The sequence below is a fragment of the Megasphaera sp. ASD88 genome, assembly GCF_002287425.1.
Classification (GTDB): domain Bacteria; phylum Bacillota; class Negativicutes; order Veillonellales; family Megasphaeraceae; genus Megasphaera; species Megasphaera stantonii.
Window position 1 is genome coordinate 42,164 of sequence record NZ_NQXW01000014.1, and the last position, 20,021, is coordinate 62,184.

Below are 20,021 nucleotides of genomic sequence, written 5' to 3' on the forward strand. Positions count from 1 at the left end.
GCAAGCCTTGTTTTTTATGAAGGAGGCTGCATGAAGCGATTGTGGGCGTGTTATGCGCCGTATCAGAACATCTTATTCTTCGTCATTGCCGGATCGGTTCTGACGGCGGGGCTGGAAATTTCCTTTCCCATGATTGTCCGCTATATTTTAGAGGATATCCTGCCGGTCGGCGACATGGTGCGATTAGTGCATACGGCAGCCGTTTTGTTTATTCTTTACGTCGTCTGTCTGTGCTCGTCCTTCTGCGTGTCGTACTTTGGCCGCAGTATGGGCACGCATATCGAAAACGACTTGCGGTGCCGCCTGTTTTCTCATATCGAGTCCATGAGCTTTTCGTTTTTTGACAATGCCAAGACAGGGCAGCTATTGTCCCGTATTATCAGCGACATTTCAGAAATAGGCGACTTGGTGTTTCAGATGCCGAATCTCATTATGGTCTGTCTGATTACGATGTGCGGCAGCGCTTTTTTTCTGTTTTATATCAACTGGCAGCTGGCTATTTTCGTTTTATTTCTCATTTTTCTGAAAACAGCGGGAACAATGATTCTCAATCGCCGCATGAAGGAAACCTTTCGCATTGCCAGAGAAAACATGGGGCTCGTCAGCTCTCAGGCCATGGAAAGCCTGAACGCCATCCGCCTCGTCCAATCATTTTGTAATGAAGCCGTAGAGCTGAAAAAGTTTGTCGCCGCCAGCGACAAGCTGCGGCGGGCCCAGCAGCGGACGTTTATGTTTGAAGCCTATCTTACGAGCAGCGTCATCTTTTTTTCCAACCTGACGAACCTGGTCATCATCGCCGCCGGCAGCTTTTTCATCATGCTCGGCGTCATGAGTCTCGGGGATCTCGTGGCCTTTCTCATGTACCTCATGGTATTCATCCGGCCGATTATGCAGCTTACCATGCTGACAGAACGGTATCAGCGGGGATTAGCCGGATATCGGCGGTATGAAGAACTCATGGCTATCGAACCGGACGTTGCCGATAAGCCGGACGCCGTCGAAGCCGGCGTGATAGAAGGCCGTGTGGCCTTTGAAGATGTCAGCTTTTCCTATAATGGGAAGGATCCGGTGCTGCGGCGGTTTTCCTTGGATATTCCCCGCGGCAAGACGGTTGCCATCGTCGGGCCTACCGGCGCGGGAAAATCCAGCGTGGCCAGCCTGCTTCTGCGGTTTTACGACATTCAGTCGGGACGTATTACTCTGGACGGAAGGGATATCCGGCAGTATACGCTGTCGTCGCTGCGGCGGAGCATCGGCATTGTGCAGCAGGACGTATTTCTCTTTTCCGATTCGATCCGTGAAAATATTGCCTATGGCCGGCCTGATGCGACGGAACAGGAGATCATCGAAGCGGCGAAGCTGGCTGACGCCCATGAATTCATCATGAAGCTGCCCGACGGATACGACAGCGCCATCGGCGAACGGGGCGTCAAACTGTCAGGAGGGCAAAAGCAGCGCCTGGCTATTGCCCGCGTTTTCCTTAAAAATCCGCCCGTCCTTATTTTGGACGAAGCGACATCGGCCCTGGACAACGAAACTGAGCGGAAAATACAGCAGGCGCTGCAGGATTTGTCTCATAACCGGACGACGTTGGTCATTGCGCATCGGCTGGCAACGATCCGCCATGCCGACTGCATCGTCGTCTTGACAAAGGAAGGTATTTGTGAGCAGGGAACCCACGGCGAGCTCATGGAACGCAAAGGACTGTATTACGATTTGTATATGTCACAGTTTGACAAATAAAAGCTAGCTGCAAAGGAAACTCGTTCCATTGCAGCTAGCTTTTATTTGTGTGAAATATAACGAACAAAGGGGAAACTGTATTTACCTGATAAAGAGCCGCAGCGGCATTGTACAGAAAATAATAAGAGGCATTGCTCTTTTTCTATATTTTATTTCGTAAGATATGATAGTGAAAATCGGTATAAAGTATTGACAGATGATATGTATTTTTGTATACTACAAGCATGGTAATGAAGTTTGTTATCAAAAACAGAAGGGATGTGTGAGTATTATTTACGGCGCGCGAAAGGAGCGAGGTAAATGAGTGTCGTCATAGTTGGTGGAAACGATTGTATGGTGTGTCAATATAAAAATATTTGTAAAAAGTATTCCTATAAAGCTAAGGTTTTTACACAGGTTCCGAGCGATTTCAAATCGAAAATCGGCTCGCCGGACCTGGTTGTATTGTTTACGAGCACCGTTAGCCATAGTATGGTGCGCTGCGCCCTCAAGGAAGCGCAGCGGAAGAACGTAGAAGTCGTTCGGTCCCATACGAGCAGCGCTAACTCGCTTAAAAGTATATTAGAATCCCGGACAGAGCGCGGCCGATGCGGCTAGGCGTTTCGTCGGGAAAGGGAGGCAGCAACATGAACATTGTCACATTGGCAGATTTGCATGTCGGCGATTCGGGTGTTGTCGAAGCCCTGCAGGGCCGCGGCAATATCCAGCACCGGCTGGTGGACATGGGCGTCGTCAAAGGTACCCGCATTACCGTAGTGAAGAAAGCCCCGCTGGGTGATCCCATCGAGGTCAAAGTGAAGGGATGCGCCTTGGCGCTGCGCATGAATGAAGCAGCTATGATCAGCGTAGCTGTAGAAGGGGGAAATTAGTAGGTATGGAACAAGCGGAAAAGATAAAAATCGCCCTCGCTGGGAATCCTAACTGCGGGAAGACGACAATTTTTAACAACATCACAGGCGCGAAGCAGCACGTAGGGAATTACCCCGGCGTTACAGTCGAAAAGAAGGAAGGCCATTGTTCTTTCGGCGGCAAAGAGCTGATGTTTGTCGATTTGCCGGGCACGTACAGCCTGACGGCTCGCTCTCTTGACGAAGTCGTAGCCAGAAACGTCATCATCAATGAAAAACCTGATATTATCGTAAACGTATTGGACGCGTCCAATTTGGAACGCAACCTGTATCTGGCTGCTCAGCTCGTTGAATTAGGCCGTCCTGTCGTCGTGGCCCTGAACATGATGGATATTGCCGAACGCATGGGCGTCAAAATTGATTTAAAGAAATTGGGCGAAGAGCTCGGCGCCGTCGTCGTTCCCCTTATCGGCAGCAAAAATATAGGTACGAAAGACCTTTTAGTGGTTATTGCCGATGAGAATAAGACGCAAAATCTTGTCAATGCCAAAGTGGATTACGGCGCAGACGTAGAACCGTATGTCCAGGAATTGACGGATGCTATTAATAAAACCGGCATCATTGATTATCCTATTCGCTGGCTGGCCGTCAAGCTGTTGGAAAACGATGCAGATGTCTTAGCTAAAATTAGAAGTATGGACGGCATGCAGAATATCCTCAATTTAGCGTCGAAGATGCGCAACGACTTGAAGGATAAAATCGATTTGGATTTCTATTTTGCCCAATGCCGCCATCAGTTTGCTGTACAGGCCTTCAATCATTCCGTCATCGCTGTCGGGACAGGTGATACGTTGTCCGATAAAATCGACCGCGTCCTGACGCATCGGGTGTTAGGCATTCCTATTTTCCTGGCGTTGATGTGGGCTATGTTTACGGCCGTTATCGATATCGGCGCCTATCCGCAGGAATGGCTGGACACGCTGTTCGGCATGCTTGGCGACTGGCTTAGCGGCGTCATTGCCGACGAACAGATTCGCTCCCTTGTCGTCGACGGCGTCGTCGGCGGTGTCGGTTCGGTTATGAGCTTCGTGCCCCTTATCGTTATCTTGTATTTCTTTATCAGTTTGCTGGAAGACACGGGGTATATGGCCCGCGCCGCCTTCCTCATCGACCGCGTCATGCGCGCCATGGGGCTGCACGGCAAGTCCTTTATCCCGATGATCCTCGGCTTTGGCTGCACCGTTCCGGGCATTATGGCCGCTCGTACGCTGGACAATGAAAAGGATCGCCTCGTTACGATTTTCGCTGCGCCCTTCATGAGCTGCGGCGCTCGCTTACCTGTCTATACTTTGCTCATCGCGGCCTTTTTTGGAGCCTCCGGAAACGGCGGTACCGTCTTATTTGGCATTTACCTGTTAGGGATTATCGTTGCGATTTTAGTTGCCGTCGTACTCCGTCATACTCTTTTTAAAGGTGAAAAAGAACCTTTCGTCATGGAATTGCCGCCCTATCATATTCCGACGGTAAAAGACGTGCTCATGCATATGTGGGAACGGAGCGTATTGTACCTGAAAAAAGCCGGTACCTTTATTCTCGGCGCGTCCATCATCGTTTGGTTCTTAACAGCTTATCCCATGGACGTCGAATACTCTCAGGATTTTGAAGCGGCCCGGGCAAACGTAGAAGAACAGATGGAAGTACAGCAGGCTGCCGTCCTTCAGGGCTACGGCATCGCTTCTCTGGAAGATAATGCGGAATTAAACGGCATGTATGAATCGATGATTGCGGCGGCGGAAGCTCCGGAAGAAGCGGAAGGCGAAGAAGCTGCATCTGAAGAAACGGTTGCGGCAGAAGAACCTGCATATCCTGCCGGCTTTGCCGCCTTACAGGAACAGAATCCGGCCGTATATGCTCAGGCCTTGCCTCTGTATGATTTGAAGGTTGCCGCCGACGACAATATCGCCCTTCTCGACGAACAAGAAGCGTCGGAAAAAATTTCTCAAAGCTATGCTGCTACAATTGGTCATTTTATTGAACCGGTCATCGCGCCTCTCGGCTTCGACTGGAAAATCGGCGTAGGCATCGTGGCCTGCTCGGCTGCGAAAGAAGTCATGGTTTCTACGCTGGCTACGATTTACAGCGTACAGGCTGACGAAGAAGACCAGGAAAACCTCGTAACGTATTTGCAGGAAGACCCGAGCTTTAACCCGGCTGTGGGCTTGGCCCTGATGGTATTTACCCTGCTGTACATGCCCTGCGTCGCGGCCATGGCGGTCATCAAGCGCGAAACAAACTCCTGGAAGATGCTGTTCCTCTTAAACGGTATGTGCGTCGTTCTCGCCTATGTATTGGCATTCGTTACGTATCATGGGTCTTTACTGCTTGGCTTAGGCGCATAAATATATTCTATACTATATGCAAATGGTGGTTGGCGCCTGGCGTCGGCCACTATTTGCACATCTATTATTTGCAGAAGGGAGCGGGTATCATGACCCTTTCCAATATTATCATCGCCGTCGTCGTACTGGCTGCCGCGGCATACATCCTTCGCCATGTTGTCGGTTTGTTTAAGGGAACGAAAGGATGCTGCAGCGGCGGATGCTCTGGAGGCTGCCCGTCGTGCTGCGCGGCGGAGAAAAAAAGTTCGGAGAAGCAAAAGCCAGCGGAAAAATAAGAAAAAAGGCTTTGGAGATACTCTCCGAGGCCTTTTTCCTTATGGCTGTGCAGGCAGTTTTTGTATAGGAGGATTTGAAAATTTCCTGCTAGGTATATTTTTTGTAAAACTAATAAATAATATCTGTTATTAGTTGATTATTTTTTAAAACTATGGCATAATATAAAAAGAAACAGACCAGTATTCAGCAACACGAAGGAGGTTCGAATATGAATATCGTAGTTTTGGTAAAACAAGTACCTGCCGTTTCAGATATCCAAATCGACGCAAAGGATCATAATCTCGTCCGCGTCGGCGCTCCGTCTATGCTCAACCCCGTGGATATGAACGCTATCGAAGCGGCCGTAGCCGTTAAAGAAGCCGTCGGCGGCACCGTTACCCTCGTGACGATGGGGACGGCCCTGGCCGGCGAAGTCATGCGTCAGGGCATCGCTATCGGCGCAGATAAAGGCGTCCTCGTTTCGGATGAACGGATGGCAGGCTCAGATACATTGGCAACAGGAAAAATTTTGGCGAAAGCGATTGAAAAAATCGGCGGCGCTGACTTGGTCATTACAGGCAAGCGCTCGACCGATGGCGATACGGGCCAGATTCCTCCGGCTGTGGCCCAGCATCTGGGCATGTCCCTCTTGTCCTACGCCGAATCGATCGCTGTCGACGGCGGCATCGTCAAAGGCACGCGCAAAGTCAACGGCGGCATCGAATCGGTAGAAGTTACCTTGCCGGCGGTGTGCTCGGTCATGGAAACGATGAACACGCCGCGCCAGCCTAAGGTCAGAGGCACGATGATGGCGAAGAAAGCCGTATTCGACGTCCTTCGCCTGGAAGATTTGGGCCTGGATGCTCAGGAAGCAGGCAAAGCCGGCTCGGCTACGCAGGTTACGGAACTGTTCGCTCCCGAGCCTCATCCCGTCGGCACGATGATCAGCGGCGCTACAGCTGCAGAAGCCGCCAAGAATCTCGTCGGCACATTAGCGGAAAAGAAATTGTTATAAGGAGGGCCGTATCATGGAATTGAAACAAAATGTCTGGGTTTACGTCGAAGTCGCAGATGGAAAGGTAAGCCCCCTCAGCGCTGAATTATTAGGCAAAGGCCGTGAATTGGCCGATGCCCGCAACAATACATTAGTCGGCCTCGTCGTAGGCGATGAAAAGGCCGCGCAGGATGTGATTTCCTATGGCGCCGACGCCGTCGTAGTCGTCAACAATCCCGAATTGGCGGCCTTTGATTCGGTATTATACACGAAGGCCGTAGAAGAAGTCGCTAAAAAATACGAACCGAGCGTTATCCTCATCGGCGCGTCCAATAACGGCCGCGATTTGGGCGGCCGCTTATCTGCCGCAATGAATTTGGGCCTCGTCGCCGACTGCATCGACGTCCGCTATGAAGGCGACGACGATACGCTGACCTGGATTCGTCCGGCCTATACGGGCAAGCTGTTCGTCAAGATTTTGACGACGACCCGTCCCCAGCTGGCTACGATCAGCGACAAGATTTTCCGCGGCAATGGATTCGACGACAGCCGCAGCGGTGAAATCATTACGGAAACCGTTGATTTGGGCGGCTTGAAGGCCGTACAGAAGGTCACGGCTTTCGAAGCGCTGCCAGCCGACGTTGCGGAACTGAGCCTGGAAGAAGCAGAAATTGTCGTCGGCGCAGGCCGTGGCGTAGGCGATGAAGAAGGCATGAACAAGGTAAAAGCCTTCGCTGAAGCGATCGGAGCCGGATTCGGCGTATCGAAGCCCCTCGTCGACAACGGCTGGGCCTTGCACGATATTCAGATCGGTATTACAGGCAAGAAGATTGCGCCGAAGATTTACATTGCTCTCGGCGTATCCGGCGCGATTCAGCATAAATTAGGCGTTCAGGATTCGGACATCATCATTGCCGTCAACACCGATCCCGACGCTCCTATTTTCCAGTTTGCTCATTACGGCATCGTCGGCGACCTCTTTGAAGTCATGCCCGTACTGGAAGAAGAAATCAAAAAGATGAAGGCCTGATAGCTGCCTGACGATTCGTCGGCAGAGGCCGATGATACAGAACTTCATATGAGACGATAAAAAATGGACTGCCCGTCATGCGCTGGCAGTCCATTTTTTATCGTTCCTATTATGCGGAGAAGGTAGCTTGATACAGAGCTTCCTGCTCGGGAAGGTGCGTTGCAAAGCCGATGGGAATGGTATTTCCCGTCGCGTCGATGATTTTCTTGGCATTCTCCGGCCCGAAGGCTCCGCACAGCTCAATGCAGCTGATTCCCTGTTCCTGCAATTCTTTGGCGACGGCAATCGCGTCCTGCACGTCGGCGACGCCGATTACCTGTATCATGCCGTCGTGTATGGCGGCGCGGTCCGTCCGGCTGTCGAACGGGCCCATTACTAAGTATGCAAATGTCATGGCAGCCTCCTGTAAATTAATGAATATGCATTTAGTATGGCCTGCGGCGGCGCAGGTTGTCAAGAAAAACGACAAAGAAGAGAATCGTGCTCGTTCTTTGCCGTTTAGTTGTGCATGATAAGTTTTATGATGACATTGCGTCTAATCGTACCAGCCGAATAAGCTGCGTTCGCCTTCTAGGGACTGAATTTGCCGCAAGTCCTCGTCGGATAAGGAAAAATCGAAAATGTCGAGGTTTTGTTTCAGCCGGCCGGCATGGCCTGACTTGGGAATGACGACGACGCCGCGCTGGACGAGGAGGCGCAGGCCGACTTGAGCCACCGTCTTGCCGTACTTTTTGCCGATGGACTGCAATATAGGATTGGTAAAGAAATGGTTCTTTCCGGCCGCAAAGGGGCTCCATGCTTCCATGCGCGTGCCGTGTTGTTCGAGTACGGCCTGCAAATGCTTTTGCTGATAAAAGGCGTGGGCTTCTACTTGATTGACAGCCGGAATGACGCCGCAGGACTGAATGAAGTTTAAATAGCGGGCAGCGCTGAAATTAGAAATGCCTAAAACCTTGATTTTACCGTCTTCATAGGCTTCTTTCATGGCTTCATACATTTCGAGGGACGAGCTATAAGGCTCGTGGATCAGCAGCAGGTCGATATAATCGGTTTGCAGCGCTTTGAGGGATTCCGAAATAGCCGCTTTGGCTTTTTTATACGTCGTCGCTGGTGCGTAGAGCTTCGTCGTGATAAATATTTCTTCCCGCGGCACGCCGCAGCTTTTCAGGGCATTGCCCAGCTCTCTTTCATTGCCGTACATCTGGGCCGTGTCGAACAGGCGGTAGCCCAGGTCGACGGCTTCGCAGACGGCGCGCTCGCAGTCCGCGCCGTGGAGGGCGTAGATACCCAGGCCTAATATCGGCATGGATACGCCGTTATTCAGGATTATAGAGGGAATGGCAGTCGTAGGCATTGGTAATACCTCCCTTGACGTCTGTACAGATGCAGTGGTGAAACGAGATAATTAGGATAAATTGGCTCGGAAAAATTCCGTCATTTTATCAAAGGGAATCACGTCGGTTTTATCATATAAATCGGTATGAACTGCGCCGGGGATGATCAGGAGTTCTTTATTATTGCCCTTTAATTTGGCATAGGCGTCGCGGCTGAAGTAGCACGAATGGGCTTTTTCGCCATGGATAATCAGGACGGCATTGCGGATTTCATCGGCATACTGCAGGATGGGCATGTTCAGGAACGACAGGGACGACGTGACGTTCCAGCCGCCGTTGGAATTGAGCGAGCGGGGATGATAGCCGCGGCTCGTCTTGTAGTAATCGTAGTAATCTTTTACGAAGAAGGGGGCGTCGGCTGGAAGTTCGTCGGGAAGTCCGCCGGCTAAGGCATAGGAGCCTTTTTTGTAATCTTCCGTGCGCTGGGCGTTCAAGGCTTTGCGCTTTGCGTAGCGCGCTTCTTCGCTGTTTTCAGCGTCGAAATAGCCGTTAGCCGTCACACGGGTCATATCGTACATCGTCGAGGCGACGGTTGCTTTAATGCGCGTATCGATAGCCGCGGCGTTCAGGGCCATGCCGCCCCAGCCGCAAATACCGATGATGCCGATTTTTTCCGGATCGACGTTATCCTGAACGGAAAGGAAATCGACGGCTGCCTGGAAGTCTTCTGTGTTGATGTCCGGCGAGGCGACGTATCTCGGCTGGCCGCCGCTTTCGCCGGTAAAGGACGGGTCGAAGGCGATGGTCAGGAATCCTCGTTCGGCCATGGTCTGGGCGTACAGGCCAGCAGCCTGTTCCTTAACGGCGCCGAAGGGGCCGCAGACGGCGATAGCCGCTAACTTGCCTTCATAGTGTTTCGGTTCGTACAGGTCGGCGGCGAGGGTAATGCCGTAGCGGTTGTGGAATGTGACTTTGCGGTGGTTGACCTTATCGCTTTTGGGGAATGTTTTATCCCATTCTTGTGTTAATGTCAATTGTTCTTCCATATAGGTTGCCTCCCTTGTAAGTTGTCTTTTCATTTCATTTTGTGTCTTTGCAGCCGGCGCCGCGGCCGCATCTGCTGTGCTGTCGGCGGCGAAACTCGTCGCGCAGCCGGCGAACGCCATGACTGCCAGGGCTATCCGAAGTTTCTTAGCTAAAGTTGTTCGTTTCATATGTACCTCCTCATACATGTCCATCAGTCGGCTTGTCCTCTTTTTTCATGGCGTAGACCATGTAGTCGAGGCAGTCGATTTTATACTGCGTATGATGTAATTCCTCGAGCAGCTCCGCCCGATGGTGAGCCAGCAGCAGATATTGCTCCTTTCGCTTTTTTTGCTGAGATAGGCTGAGAAATTTCTGAATCAGGGAAGGGGCGAATCCGGCGTCGGACAGATTCCGTTGTATCTTGAATATATCGGTTTCTGCGGCTGCGGTCATTCGAGGTCACCTCCTTGCTGTCTTTATTGTAACGCCGATGCGGATATATAGCTAATGCTTTGATTTTATCTCATGATATACTTGACAGGCATTTCATAAGAGGCCATAATGAAAATTAAAAGAAGAACTTAAAGATATATAAAGAACACGACGGCAGCAGTGATAGAGGGGGAGAGAGTATGGAACTGAGAGTGCTTCGGTATTTTTTAGCCGTAGCCCGCGAGGGGAACATTACGGGGGCGGCGAATTTTCTTCACCTGACGCAGCCGACATTGTCGCGGCAGATTAAGGACTTGGAAGAAGAATTAGGCTGCCAGCTCTTGGTGCGAAAAAGCCATCGCGTCGTCCTTACGCCGGAAGGGATGCGGCTGCGCAAACGGGCGGAAGAAATCATTTCCATGGTCGACAAGACGGAAGCAGAGTTTTTGGCCAGGGAAAACGCCGTAAGCGGCGATATTTACATCGGCGGCGGTGAGACGCAGGCTATCCGGCAGATTGCCGAAATCATCCGGGAGCTGCAGGAGGAATATCCGGATATTCATTATCATTTGTACAGCGGCAACGCCGAAGATGTAACCGAACGGCTGGACAAGGGGCTTCTCGACTTCGGCATCCTGATTCAGCCCGCCGATATTTCCAAGTACGATTACATCAATTTGCCCAGCAGGGACCGCTGGGGCGTTATCATGCGAAAGGATAGCCCCATGGCAGCCAAAGAGAGCATTCGGAAAGAGGACCTTCTCGACGTGCCTCTCATCTGCTCGCGGCAGGTCATGACACAGCGTCGGACGGAAAATGAGTTTGCCGACTGGTTCGGCGACGATTTTGACAGGCTCCATGTCGTGACGACGTTTAATCTCGTGTACAACGCGGCCATTATGGTGGAAGCCGGTATAGGCTATGCCGTGACCCTCGATAAGCTGGCCCATACGTCGGAAGACAGTCCCCTTTGTTTTCGCCCGCTGATGCCGTTATTGGAGTCGGGCATGAACGTCATCTGGAAAAAGTATCAGGTGTTCTCGCCGGCAGCGGAGTTGTTTTTAGAGCGGATGAACGAGGCTTTTGGCAGAGAGTGATTGTAAAACGGCAAAAAAATACTCTGCAGTGTATGCAGAGTGTCAAATGCTGTATATTCTAATGTATAAATTGAAGCTGCCTCATTTCATGAACTGCCTTATTCATGAACAACGCGGCAGCAATCAGGGAAATGCCGGAGCCGGCTGCGGATACGAAAATATTGCGGAAAGTCTGCGATACGAGGGAGAAGACTCCTAATGCATGCAGCATGCCGTTCATGACGAATTCGATGGCGATACAGGACACAAAGAGGGTGATGAAGAATACGGCTACGGATACCGGCGAAATTAATACGTAAGGCAATACAAATTTAGCGAATTTCATAAGGCATTCCTCCTAAGAAAAACCATTTCAGTACTATGTCGCTGCGCAGTATGGGATGTTCCTATAGTATATACCTATTTTCTCAAAATGTCTATAGTAATTGAGAATAAAATTGATATGAATTTTGAGAATAACGAGATACGATGTGGGTGTATTAGTATATGGAAAAAAGGCTATTTTTAGGATTGCAACGACGGCACACCGGTGCGGGAGAATATGAGGGTTGCTGATGCTCTGGTGATGGGGGCAAAATGATGTCAAAGACACCAGATTTTATAATGTCAACGAAAAAAGACAGAACCAGCGACTGCTGATTCTGCCTGAGTTGGTGCGAGTGAAGGGACTTGAACCCTTACGTCGTACGACGCCAGATCCTAAGGCTCTTCGCGGAAATCTACGGATGGCTTAACCATGCGCTTTGTGAGCAATAGAATTTGACCCCGCATGGCTGTAAACGGCTTAAAAAAGGTGGAAATTTTTTGCGGTGGGGTCATACCGGGGGTCAAATCAAACCTGCCAATTTGTCAACCACTTGCTCTTCAAGGGCTGGTATGATGTGTCCGTACGTATCCATTGTCTGCTGAAACGTCGAGTGCCCCAGGCGGTGTTGTATGACTTTAAAATGTACGCCGGCCAATATCAACAGCGTAGCATGCGTATGGCGCAGCATGTGGAATGAAACATGCTCTAATCCTGCCGCCTTGCCGTACGTATTGGCCGTATGGCTGATATATTTCGGATCATATGGCCGACCGTCCGGGCGGGCGAATAACAGGTCGTTGCGTTCATAGTCTTTCGTCCTCATCTGCTCTTTATATGTCAATGTTTTCTGGCTGCGGATAATGGCGAGCGTATGGGCGTCAACGGAGATTGTTCGACGGGATGAAGCGTTTTTCGTCGTCGGCGAAATGATGACCTTATTTTTTATGTTCAGGACAGTCTGCGATACGGTAATCGTGCTGTCCGTTTCGTTTATGTCGCTTATCCGCAGGCCCAGCAGCTCCGATCGGCGCAGGCCTGTGTACAACGCAACCCAGTACAGGTTATAATGTTTTTTGTTGCGTATTGCCGATAATAGGGCATGGGCTTCTTCTTTTGTCAGCGCCTGTACTTTCGTTTTTTCCGTTTTAGGCAGCTTCACGCCCTTCATAGGTGATTTCCCTAGTAAGCCGTCGTTTACGGCCTGATTTAAGGCAATGCGGGCGACAGAGAGAGCATACTGCACGGTACGGTTGCTGAGTTTTTGCGCTAAAAGCTGCGTAATCAGGTCGCGAAACATATGGGGTTGCAAATCAATAAGTTTTACTTTTGCAAACGCAGGTAAAAGATAGCGGCGCATCTGGGCCGTGTAGGACGCAAACGTATTTTCTGAAAGGGAGCTCTTGGCCCCGCGAAGCCAGATGACGGCCCATTGGCCGAACGTCACGGATTCGTCAAGATTCGGCGCAACTTTCAGCGTATCGAGATACTTCTGTTTTTTCTCTAGGGCTTCTTTAGGCGACTTACCGTAGAAATACTTCCGTTTTCCGTCAATGACAATACTTACTTTATACCGCCCATCAGGTCGTTTTTTAGCCATAAAGCATCAGCCTCCTTTAAAGCAGGGGCTGATTATGATATACTTGTAGTGTAATCAGCCCATTGGTCTTGGTCTGGATTATATTGCCGATATGGTACTGGTAATACCTTCGGCGCTTCCCGCATCCTGCTGGTAACAGGGTGCGGGATAGTTCTTTATGTATTGTTTATCTTGCATTACTAATCAGTTGCATTTTAATAGTTGTTTGGTATAATAATCATAGAAGTCAACTTGTGAAGGATAAGGCTGGGTTCCCGAATGGGAGTAGGCAGTAATGCTTAGAATTCCTTTGCCCCTGGGGTTGACTTATTTTTTTGGGATATTTTCTTTGAGATTCTGAATGATATGTTCAGGATCTTTTTTTATTAGTTCGCATATAAAATCTATGAATTTTTGATTGTAACTGAACATTGGAAGATTGTTGGGACTATATTCATAGCAGTATTCTGGATTTGACTTAATATCATAAAAGTTAACAAACAAATTAAAGTGATATTTATTAAAATCATTATTTCGTGCTGACTGGGATGGATTTACAAACGGAAGATTATTTCGTTTAATATACTGATTTATTTGTCGCAGACACTCTTTCATAGAGAATGGATAAATTTTATGCATATCTTTTGGCTCTTTTATTATAGTTGCAGCTTTATCAGCATCTTTAGTAAATGTAAATGCTAATGTAGCTTCTTTTTGCTTTTTCGTTAAATACCAGTCATGCCTTACCGGAATCGCATATGTAGGATTAGATGTAGAGTCAATGGAATGTGTAATTTGTTCGCAGGCTTTTAATAATTTATCTGCGATTTCCTTTGGGTATCGAGCCTGGATTTCCGATTCAGTAATTGCGGATAATTTCACGGATAAAGTAAGAAAATTAGAGTTTAAATCTTCTGTTATATCAGTGTCAAAAAAGTCTAGCAACTTATTTGAGAAATTTATTACACAGGCCTGAAACAATGGGACATAGATTTGTTCATATTCCTCGGTAATAAAATGCGTGCTAGTGTTACGGAGCTCAATAATGCGTTCCAAATTTACACGTAAAGGATCTTTGTTATTGGTAAATACTTTGCGGATACAAACATCGAGCGAAAGCGTCCTTTCCGGCTTATCTTTGTAATAAATACTTTGTGGGCCTTTTGTTTTTATTAAATAGGCCTTTAGCATTAATTCCCAGGCATTGCATATGAAGAAAGAAAATCCCTCTACTCTATATTTTATCGTAGGCTTATTATACAGTTCTATGGCTACAATAAATGCCTCTTTACTTTTGGAGAGAAGTTTTTGTTCTAAAGTTTCTATTTGGGGGATCATAATACTATGTCCTTTCTTTTAACGAGCTGTCCTGCTGCTGTTGCAGTAGGGCTTTTTTTTGGTTTTATGGGATGCGGTACGGTTTGAGGGTTCTACCATTTTGGATGAACCCAGCATACATGCTGTTTCGAGAGATAGAGGGTGAACGATTCGTTCACCGTTGTGCCTGATTAGGGGGAGGTAAAACGCCGCTTCTTTGCAACTCAACGCCGGATTGTTGTCGAGTATGCAGCGAATCGTAAACTAGATACCCGAATTGCACATCTGGTTTATACGCCCTAAGTTTGGACGGTGGCATGGGTTGGGTGGTGAAACGCCATCTTAGGGGTGCGGTGATTCGGCGTAGCCCTGTAGAGAGGCCTTATGGGGTACCCAGTTTTAGGGTAGCCCTGAGGGGTCGGTATTTTACCGAGTCCTTTTTCAGTACCGCAACGGTAATGATCTGAGCCGTCAAATCGATGGAATAGCTTGTTGTGAGCCTTTATGTATTTACGTATATAACCTGTTCATTTTCATCTTTTTGGTACCTATAAAGGACTGGATTTAAACGGGCCATCTCTTGTGATAAGAGCCTTGCTGCAGAATACACGCTGTAAGGCCTTATATTAGGATTTAGGTAGTTAAGATGCAAGATGCTAACGCAAAGATCCTTGGCAAGTTCAGAAACATTTGATTCTGGCCGGTATACCTTTAATTCTTGCAGAGTAATGTCAATTATTTTTATGATGCTGTATGTTTGTTTGACTATTTCATATGTCTGTTTTTGAGACGGCTCATGTTTTGCGCTGTCAATAAGTAGCATCCCTATAAGGGTAGCCGTTAATTTGGGGTAAGGGTCATGTGAGTCATACGAGTGGCTCCGTTCAGTCTTAGAGTTCTTTAGCCCATTAACTATCCTTATCCATAAATACCTCCATAAAAAAATCCTCTGAGTTCGGCAATTCCAGGACAATTAGGAACGCGTACTGTCAGAGGATAGACATCAAATATTTGATTGACTATTATCTTACAGTACAAAGTACAATTTGTCAAGCATTCTGCCTATGGATATTTAATCATTACGCACTCACATAATGATAGAAAAAATTGAATTTTCCTACATCGCAGTCTTCGGTGTTTCGGCGGACCATCTCTTCTAATAGCGTCGCCTGGGCATCGGCGGAGAAGTCGTTGCCTTCGATATGCGTTGGAGTTGTATGTCGTTTCAATAATAAATTCATCGCGCAGCCGCTGCAGCTCGGTCTTACTTAGTGGGCGCAGGCTTCGTAGTGTATTTTTTAGCGTGTCGATTTCGGTTAAGATTGAGTTCATGATAAGTGTCCTTTCACACAATTTCCCTATATCGTATTTTCTGTACGTCCGGTAGCGTGAGCCGGTATGCTACGAAGTTCGGTGTGACTTCAAAATACTCGGCCAAGGCGGGGATTGTGGTTATATCTTCGTAACCAGCCTGCATAAGCTGGTCATACGGTATCAGGTATTCCGCGGCCCAGCGAATGGCGCGGGCTTCGTCTTTGGTAAAATTGTAGCGGTGCAGGCGGTTCCAGTGTTCCTGCGGCAGGTTATTACCGGCAAGGGTGAAATGGTGGCCTAATTCTTCGGCAAAGACGACGTTGCGCAGCGGATAATTGTCCCGGATCGACGCTGCCAACATGATGGTATGCAGCCCATCGCAGGAAAGGTACAGGCCGTTCAGCGGCGGTTTAAAGTTTTCGTAGGAAACGATGATGTGCTCGTCATCGCATAATTTCAGCATGGTGTCATAAATCATAGGCAGTTTATTGTAATTTTTTTAATTCCTGAATACTCTTGGGGGTATTTGTAAGAAAGGAATTCATTTGGTAAATGGCAATTTGGTTTAAACGAAAAAGACGGTCGCTTTGCGGTAAGCCTTCACGGATAAATTCCGCATTCATCGTTTCGAGATTTGCCAATACAATCAGCTGTTCAATCGTAGCAGCGTCCCGAATATTTCCTTTTGCATCGGGATTCTTTTGTCGCCATTCTTTAGCTGTTATGCCGAACAGAGCTTTGTTAATCAAATCGGCTTCACTGGCATATGTAAATGTAATCTCTTGCTTGGATAAATGAGGAGGCAACAGATTATCTTTTATGGCATCCGTATGGATGCGGTAATTTGTCTTGGCAATTTCACGTTTTACGCTCCACGCCAGAGCTTGTTGATGGCTTTCATTTGTTTTTAGGCGTTGATAATCTTTAATAATATATAGTTTAAATTCTGGAGAAATCCAGGAAGCGAATTCGAATGCAATATCTGAATGTGCATATGTACCGCCATAACGGCCAGATTTAGAAATAATGCCAATAGCATTGGTAGCTTCAATCCATTTTTTGGGGGAAAGGGTAAAGCCGTTTAAACCAGCTTCTTTTTTAAACCCCTCGAATTCGAGGGGTTTAAAAGTAGGATTGTTCATTTTTTCCCAAAGCCCCAAAAATTCTATTGTATTTCGATTACGAAGCCAATTTTGGATGACTGCGTTTGGATCATCACTTCTATATTTTGCTATATCCGTTAATGAAATATAGTCGGCTTCAACAGAGCTAGATACCCGTATATCTATCCCATTTGCATGGATTATAGCTTTGATGTCTTTCATAGTAATTACCTCACTTCTATTTCCTACGCAATTCCTCGATGCGTTTTTTGATGATGTCCATATTATCTTTCCCAGCTTCGGTATTTTCATCGAGACCCGATGCGGCGATGTCGAATTGAACTGGGGGTTCTTTGAGGGTGGGGTGTTTTTTGGCTTCGCAGTATTGTATTTCCAAAACTGCGTCAACAGTTTTTTTTCCTGATTCTGGTATAAAACGGTATTTCTTTATTATAGTTTCTTCTTTATTGCTTAATTTTAAAGATGGGTTAGTTGTTTCAGGAAATAAATCATTGATACTAATATTCAATGCGTAAGCAATCTTAAATAGTAGATCTTGTTCGGGTTCATTAGTGCCTTTTTCATATCCTGAAATGGTATTATGCTTAACCCCTATTTTATCCCCAAGTTCTTTTTGAGTTAATCCACGAAGTTTTCTATATTCTCGTATTTTGTTTGCTACGTATAATCTAATATCCATTATTGACTTCTCCCTTCTTTAACTACATGATACATGAAATTATTGTGAAATGTCAACAATTTTCTTCGTAAAATACGAAATTATTTGTTGACAGAACGCAAAACTTCGTGTATCATGAAGTTTAGAAAGGAGGAAGCAACATGCAAATATTACTGATTAAGATTAGAAAAGCTAATCTTGAAACGCAGTCGGACATGGCGAAGCTGATTAATGTTGACTTAAGAACTTATCAGAATAAAGAAATGGGAATCAGTCAATTTAAACAAAATGAAATGTTTATTATTGCTAAGCATTTCAATAAGCCCATTGATGAAATTTTTTTGCCTACAAACTTCGTGAATCAAGAAGTTTTGCCGTAAAGGAGGCGGCAGAGATGGAAGACAATAAAAAAGAACTGGAACTGCTAAGGCAATTTCCAGTTCAACGAAGAATTGAATAATCAAGAGGGGGCGATAAAACGATGGAAAATCGTATAATTGCGCTTACTATAGGATGCATTATTGGTTTTATGTTTGATAAACAAATATTACAGTTTATTCAATTTCTTGTTCTTAATAATTGTAAGAATAATGACTACCGCGTTCGAAAGAAACAGAAGACCAAAAGTAGCTAAGATTATGAATCCAGTCAGTTCTGATTTATTTAATATTTCCCCCAGCAAATGACAAATATATGAGCTGGAGCTTGCGTAAAGAAAGAATATGCCTGGAATAAAATTAATTAAAAATTCGAGTAATTTGTTTTCTGTTAAAACATAACCTAAATAATGCTTAATAATTGTGGCCATAACGGTTCCCAAAATAATGTAAACATATGTTTCTATTTCATGTTGTAACGATTCTAACATATATCAATTCTCCTTTTATAGGGCATATTATGCATTATACAACATAATAGCATGCGTAAGAAAGAGTGAATAACAAATGATACAAAACAAGATTAAAGAAGTAAGACAACAGAAAGGCATTTCCTTGCACCAACTGTCGAAAGAAACAGGTCTTTCCTATCGGGGACTGTGGAATGTGGAGAAAGGTGGTGATGTTAGGTTATCCACCTTATATAGAATTGCTGAAGCATTATGCTGCAACATATCTGATTTAGTGTAGAAGATGGGAGGCGGACATAATGGCATTTCGAGACAAAATCGCTCTTGAAAACCGGATCATTTACAATCGGCATGACGTGGCCGCCATTACCGGCACGTCGTTGGAAACTGTCGATAAATGGCTGCATGAAGGACTTCCAGCATTTAAATCTGGACGGCTGGTGTGCATCGAACGCTCGACGCTGATTGAGTGGTTACGGGCAAAAGCGCAGCGGCGTGAAGGGTTCATGCGGAAACATCCGCAGCAGCTCCGCGTCGTAACCCAGGACGATGAACTGTTTCCGGGGGTGGAATTGGCATGACCTACACCTACGCGGATTACGTCCGCGACCACGGCAAAGCGCCGCGCCGGTATATCCCGCACAGTTGGGAACCGGAACTCGTGCACTGGCCCCGGCCACTGATGCGGTACTGGCGCCGGCATGTGTATGACGGCAAGCCCGTGCGGCTGCCGGACGGGAGAGTTTTAAAGAAAGGAGAGACGACATGATAGACGACATCGACATTACCACGATTGCTAAAACTGCGCCGACAGGGCCGTGGCTCGTCTGTACAGACATGACAGCTGCCATGGCGAAACACCAGAGAAAAAGCGCAGGCTGATCTAGAGGCCTATGCAAAAAAGAAAGGATGGGAAGAAGTTGAATAGAAACGAAAAAGCCGCCATGCTGGCGGAACTGAAAGCACTTATGAAAGAAGCGCATCATGAAGCCCGCAAACCAACTCTCGGTATGCTTGGCGGGGTCAGCATCCGGGCCGTACAAGCGCAGCGCGTGGTCAATGCGGTAAAGCATGTGCTGTCTGTGGGCCTTGAGTACAGCATGTCACGTAAAGACGTGCAAATATTGCTGGAAGACCTGAACCGTGAGGCGTTGGATGAAGTTAAACAGGAAATGGAGGAACAGGAACATGCACAATGAAGCGGACGATTACAAAATGATTGACCGTGCGGCCGGCGTGGCGTTTTCCCGGTTGCAGAAGCCTGTTGTTCCGGCATGGGTCAACAAAGATCCGATTACAGGTGATACGCGGTACTGGCCGGTTAACGAGCCAGCGTTCAACAGGCTGTCGGATGAGGACTTGCAATACATCATAGATTTGGAAAAGGACGCCCGGAAGCTGCAGGGGCTGGCGCTGTTTCTCGGTGGTCTGCTGGTGCTGTTTACTACAGTAGCGGTCATCATGTATCAAGCCGGCTGGATTATCCACTAATGCAAATTACCAGCAAGTTAAAAAAATGCCGTAAATATGCCGATACTGGTACGGACGTACCATGTCGTGGCAAGTTACTGGCAAGTTAGACAGGAGAATTTCATGACCTTATTTGACAACGAAACGAGCCGTCCCCTGTTGGCGCAGAAGACGGCTCATATATAAAAAACTGTAACCATGGGTATTGTAACACAAAGGAGTGCCATATGTCAGTAAAAATCAGAAGTTT

Annotated in this window: 26 protein-coding genes; 14 read left to right on the plus strand and 12 right to left on the minus strand. The window is 47.3% G+C overall.

The window, feature by feature from the left end; translation table 11 throughout:
* The first annotated feature begins 30 nt into the window (after window positions 1-30).
* The 7 genes from CJ260_RS08230 (at window position 31) to CJ260_RS08260 (ending at window position 7,269) form a co-directional block, all read left to right on the plus strand.
* The gene (locus tag CJ260_RS08230; protein WP_095629850.1) at window positions 31-1,743 is read left to right on the plus strand and encodes an ABC transporter ATP-binding protein; all 1,713 of its coding nucleotides are present in this window, start codon (window positions 31-33) and stop codon (window positions 1,741-1,743) included.
* A 300-nt stretch (window positions 1,744-2,043) separates the two neighbouring features.
* Window positions 2,044-2,340, plus strand: a complete 297-nt coding sequence (locus CJ260_RS08235; protein WP_095629851.1) for a DUF2325 domain-containing protein — start codon at window positions 2,044-2,046, stop codon at window positions 2,338-2,340.
* A 29-nt stretch (window positions 2,341-2,369) separates the two neighbouring features.
* Window positions 2,370-2,612, plus strand: a complete 243-nt coding sequence (locus CJ260_RS08240) for a FeoA family protein (RefSeq protein WP_095629852.1) — start codon at window positions 2,370-2,372, stop codon at window positions 2,610-2,612.
* A gap of 5 nt (window positions 2,613-2,617) precedes the next feature.
* The gene (feoB, locus tag CJ260_RS08245; protein WP_095629853.1) at window positions 2,618-4,990 is read left to right on the plus strand and encodes a ferrous iron transport protein B; all 2,373 of its coding nucleotides are present in this window, start codon (window positions 2,618-2,620) and stop codon (window positions 4,988-4,990) included.
* Between the two features lie 89 nt (window positions 4,991-5,079).
* Window positions 5,080-5,265 carry a FeoB-associated Cys-rich membrane protein gene (locus tag CJ260_RS08250; RefSeq protein ID WP_087477100.1) on the plus strand — a complete coding sequence of 62 codons (186 nt, stop codon included), beginning with the start codon at window positions 5,080-5,082 and terminating at the stop codon, window positions 5,263-5,265.
* Between the two features lie 209 nt (window positions 5,266-5,474).
* Window positions 5,475-6,260: an electron transfer flavoprotein subunit beta/FixA family protein gene (locus CJ260_RS08255; RefSeq protein WP_095629854.1), complete on the plus strand. Its 786-nt coding sequence runs from the start codon at window positions 5,475-5,477 to the stop codon at window positions 6,258-6,260.
* 13 nt (window positions 6,261-6,273) lie between these two features.
* Window positions 6,274-7,269 (plus strand): electron transfer flavoprotein subunit alpha/FixB family protein, encoded by a 996-nt coding sequence (locus CJ260_RS08260; protein ID WP_087477098.1) that lies wholly within the window; start codon window positions 6,274-6,276, stop codon window positions 7,267-7,269.
* A gap of 109 nt (window positions 7,270-7,378) precedes the next feature.
* Here the strand turns inward: CJ260_RS08260 and CJ260_RS08265 are convergent, their stop codons facing one another.
* The 4 genes from CJ260_RS08265 to CJ260_RS08280 all read right to left on the minus strand — a co-directional run bounded on the left by CJ260_RS08265 (window position 7,379) and on the right by CJ260_RS08280 (window position 10,082).
* On the minus strand, window positions 7,379-7,663 hold the full coding sequence (locus CJ260_RS08265) for a DUF6506 family protein (protein WP_087477097.1): 285 nt from the start codon (window positions 7,661-7,663) through the stop codon (window positions 7,379-7,381).
* Window positions 7,664-7,804: 141 nt separating this feature from the next.
* On the minus strand, window positions 7,805-8,623 hold the full coding sequence (locus CJ260_RS08270) for an aldo/keto reductase (RefSeq protein ID WP_198947427.1): 819 nt from the start codon (window positions 8,621-8,623) through the stop codon (window positions 7,805-7,807).
* A 51-nt stretch (window positions 8,624-8,674) separates the two neighbouring features.
* Window positions 8,675-9,817: an alpha/beta hydrolase gene (locus tag CJ260_RS08275; protein ID WP_233127930.1), complete on the minus strand. Its 1,143-nt coding sequence runs from the start codon at window positions 9,815-9,817 to the stop codon at window positions 8,675-8,677.
* A 10-nt stretch (window positions 9,818-9,827) separates the two neighbouring features.
* Window positions 9,828-10,082 carry a hypothetical protein gene (locus CJ260_RS08280; protein WP_095629856.1) on the minus strand — a complete coding sequence of 85 codons (255 nt, stop codon included), beginning with the start codon at window positions 10,080-10,082 and terminating at the stop codon, window positions 9,828-9,830.
* Between the two features lie 179 nt (window positions 10,083-10,261).
* Between CJ260_RS08280 and CJ260_RS08285 the strand changes: the two genes are divergently transcribed.
* Complete coding sequence (locus CJ260_RS08285) at window positions 10,262-11,158, plus strand: LysR family transcriptional regulator (protein WP_095629857.1); 897 nt, start codon at window positions 10,262-10,264, stop codon at window positions 11,156-11,158.
* Window positions 11,159-11,216: 58 nt separating this feature from the next.
* On the opposite strand, the gene CJ260_RS08290 is transcribed toward CJ260_RS08285, so the two are convergent.
* The 7 genes from CJ260_RS08290 to CJ260_RS12980 all read right to left on the minus strand — a co-directional run bounded on the left by CJ260_RS08290 (window position 11,217) and on the right by CJ260_RS12980 (window position 17,475).
* The gene (locus CJ260_RS08290) at window positions 11,217-11,483 is read right to left on the minus strand and encodes a hypothetical protein (protein WP_095629858.1); all 267 of its coding nucleotides are present in this window, start codon (window positions 11,481-11,483) and stop codon (window positions 11,217-11,219) included.
* Window positions 11,484-11,985: 502 nt separating this feature from the next.
* The gene (locus CJ260_RS08295; protein WP_095629859.1) at window positions 11,986-13,062 is read right to left on the minus strand and encodes a site-specific integrase; all 1,077 of its coding nucleotides are present in this window, start codon (window positions 13,060-13,062) and stop codon (window positions 11,986-11,988) included.
* 306 nt (window positions 13,063-13,368) lie between these two features.
* Window positions 13,369-14,379 carry a DUF3644 domain-containing protein gene (locus CJ260_RS08300; RefSeq protein ID WP_095629860.1) on the minus strand — a complete coding sequence of 337 codons (1,011 nt, stop codon included), beginning with the start codon at window positions 14,377-14,379 and terminating at the stop codon, window positions 13,369-13,371.
* 1,058 nt (window positions 14,380-15,437) lie between these two features.
* Window positions 15,438-15,599, minus strand: coding sequence for a hypothetical protein (locus CJ260_RS13175; RefSeq protein ID WP_233127931.1), 162 nt, complete (start codon window positions 15,597-15,599; stop codon window positions 15,438-15,440).
* Between the two features lie 104 nt (window positions 15,600-15,703).
* Complete coding sequence (locus CJ260_RS08305; RefSeq protein WP_095629861.1) at window positions 15,704-16,150, minus strand: ImmA/IrrE family metallo-endopeptidase; 447 nt, start codon at window positions 16,148-16,150, stop codon at window positions 15,704-15,706.
* Window positions 16,151-16,157: 7 nt separating this feature from the next.
* Window positions 16,158-16,997: a KilA-N domain-containing protein gene (locus tag CJ260_RS08310; protein ID WP_095629862.1), complete on the minus strand. Its 840-nt coding sequence runs from the start codon at window positions 16,995-16,997 to the stop codon at window positions 16,158-16,160.
* A gap of 16 nt (window positions 16,998-17,013) precedes the next feature.
* Window positions 17,014-17,475, minus strand: a complete 462-nt coding sequence (locus CJ260_RS12980) for a helix-turn-helix transcriptional regulator (protein WP_198947428.1) — start codon at window positions 17,473-17,475, stop codon at window positions 17,014-17,016.
* A 140-nt stretch (window positions 17,476-17,615) separates the two neighbouring features.
* On the opposite strand from CJ260_RS12980, the gene CJ260_RS08320 reads away from it, so the two are divergent.
* A complete protein-coding gene (locus tag CJ260_RS08320; RefSeq protein WP_095629863.1) occupies window positions 17,616-17,834 on the plus strand; it encodes a helix-turn-helix transcriptional regulator in 219 nt (72 codons plus the stop codon).
* Between the two features lie 167 nt (window positions 17,835-18,001).
* Here CJ260_RS08320 and CJ260_RS08325 read toward each other — a convergent pair whose 3' ends face one another.
* Entirely contained in the window at window positions 18,002-18,322 is a 321-nt protein-coding gene (locus CJ260_RS08325; protein WP_095629864.1) for a hypothetical protein, read from the minus strand.
* A gap of 76 nt (window positions 18,323-18,398) precedes the next feature.
* Here CJ260_RS08325 and CJ260_RS13425 point away from each other — a divergent pair, with 76 nt between their 5' ends.
* The 5 genes from CJ260_RS13425 (at window position 18,399) to CJ260_RS13325 (ending at window position 19,957) form a co-directional block, all read left to right on the plus strand.
* Complete coding sequence (locus tag CJ260_RS13425) at window positions 18,399-18,581, plus strand: helix-turn-helix transcriptional regulator (protein WP_095629865.1); 183 nt, start codon at window positions 18,399-18,401, stop codon at window positions 18,579-18,581.
* Window positions 18,582-18,600: 19 nt separating this feature from the next.
* The gene (locus CJ260_RS08335) at window positions 18,601-18,882 is read left to right on the plus strand and encodes an excisionase family DNA-binding protein (protein ID WP_095629866.1); all 282 of its coding nucleotides are present in this window, start codon (window positions 18,601-18,603) and stop codon (window positions 18,880-18,882) included.
* A 339-nt stretch (window positions 18,883-19,221) separates the two neighbouring features.
* Window positions 19,222-19,500 (plus strand): hypothetical protein, encoded by a 279-nt coding sequence (locus CJ260_RS08345; protein ID WP_143747687.1) that lies wholly within the window; start codon window positions 19,222-19,224, stop codon window positions 19,498-19,500.
* Window positions 19,490-19,792, plus strand: a complete 303-nt coding sequence (locus tag CJ260_RS08350; RefSeq protein WP_095629869.1) for a hypothetical protein — start codon at window positions 19,490-19,492, stop codon at window positions 19,790-19,792. Before CJ260_RS08345 ends, CJ260_RS08350 begins: the two co-directional genes overlap by 11 nt.
* 36 nt (window positions 19,793-19,828) lie before the next feature.
* Entirely contained in the window at window positions 19,829-19,957 is a 129-nt protein-coding gene (locus tag CJ260_RS13325; protein ID WP_255378481.1) for a hypothetical protein, read from the plus strand.
* Window positions 19,958-20,021: the final 64 nt, after the last annotated feature.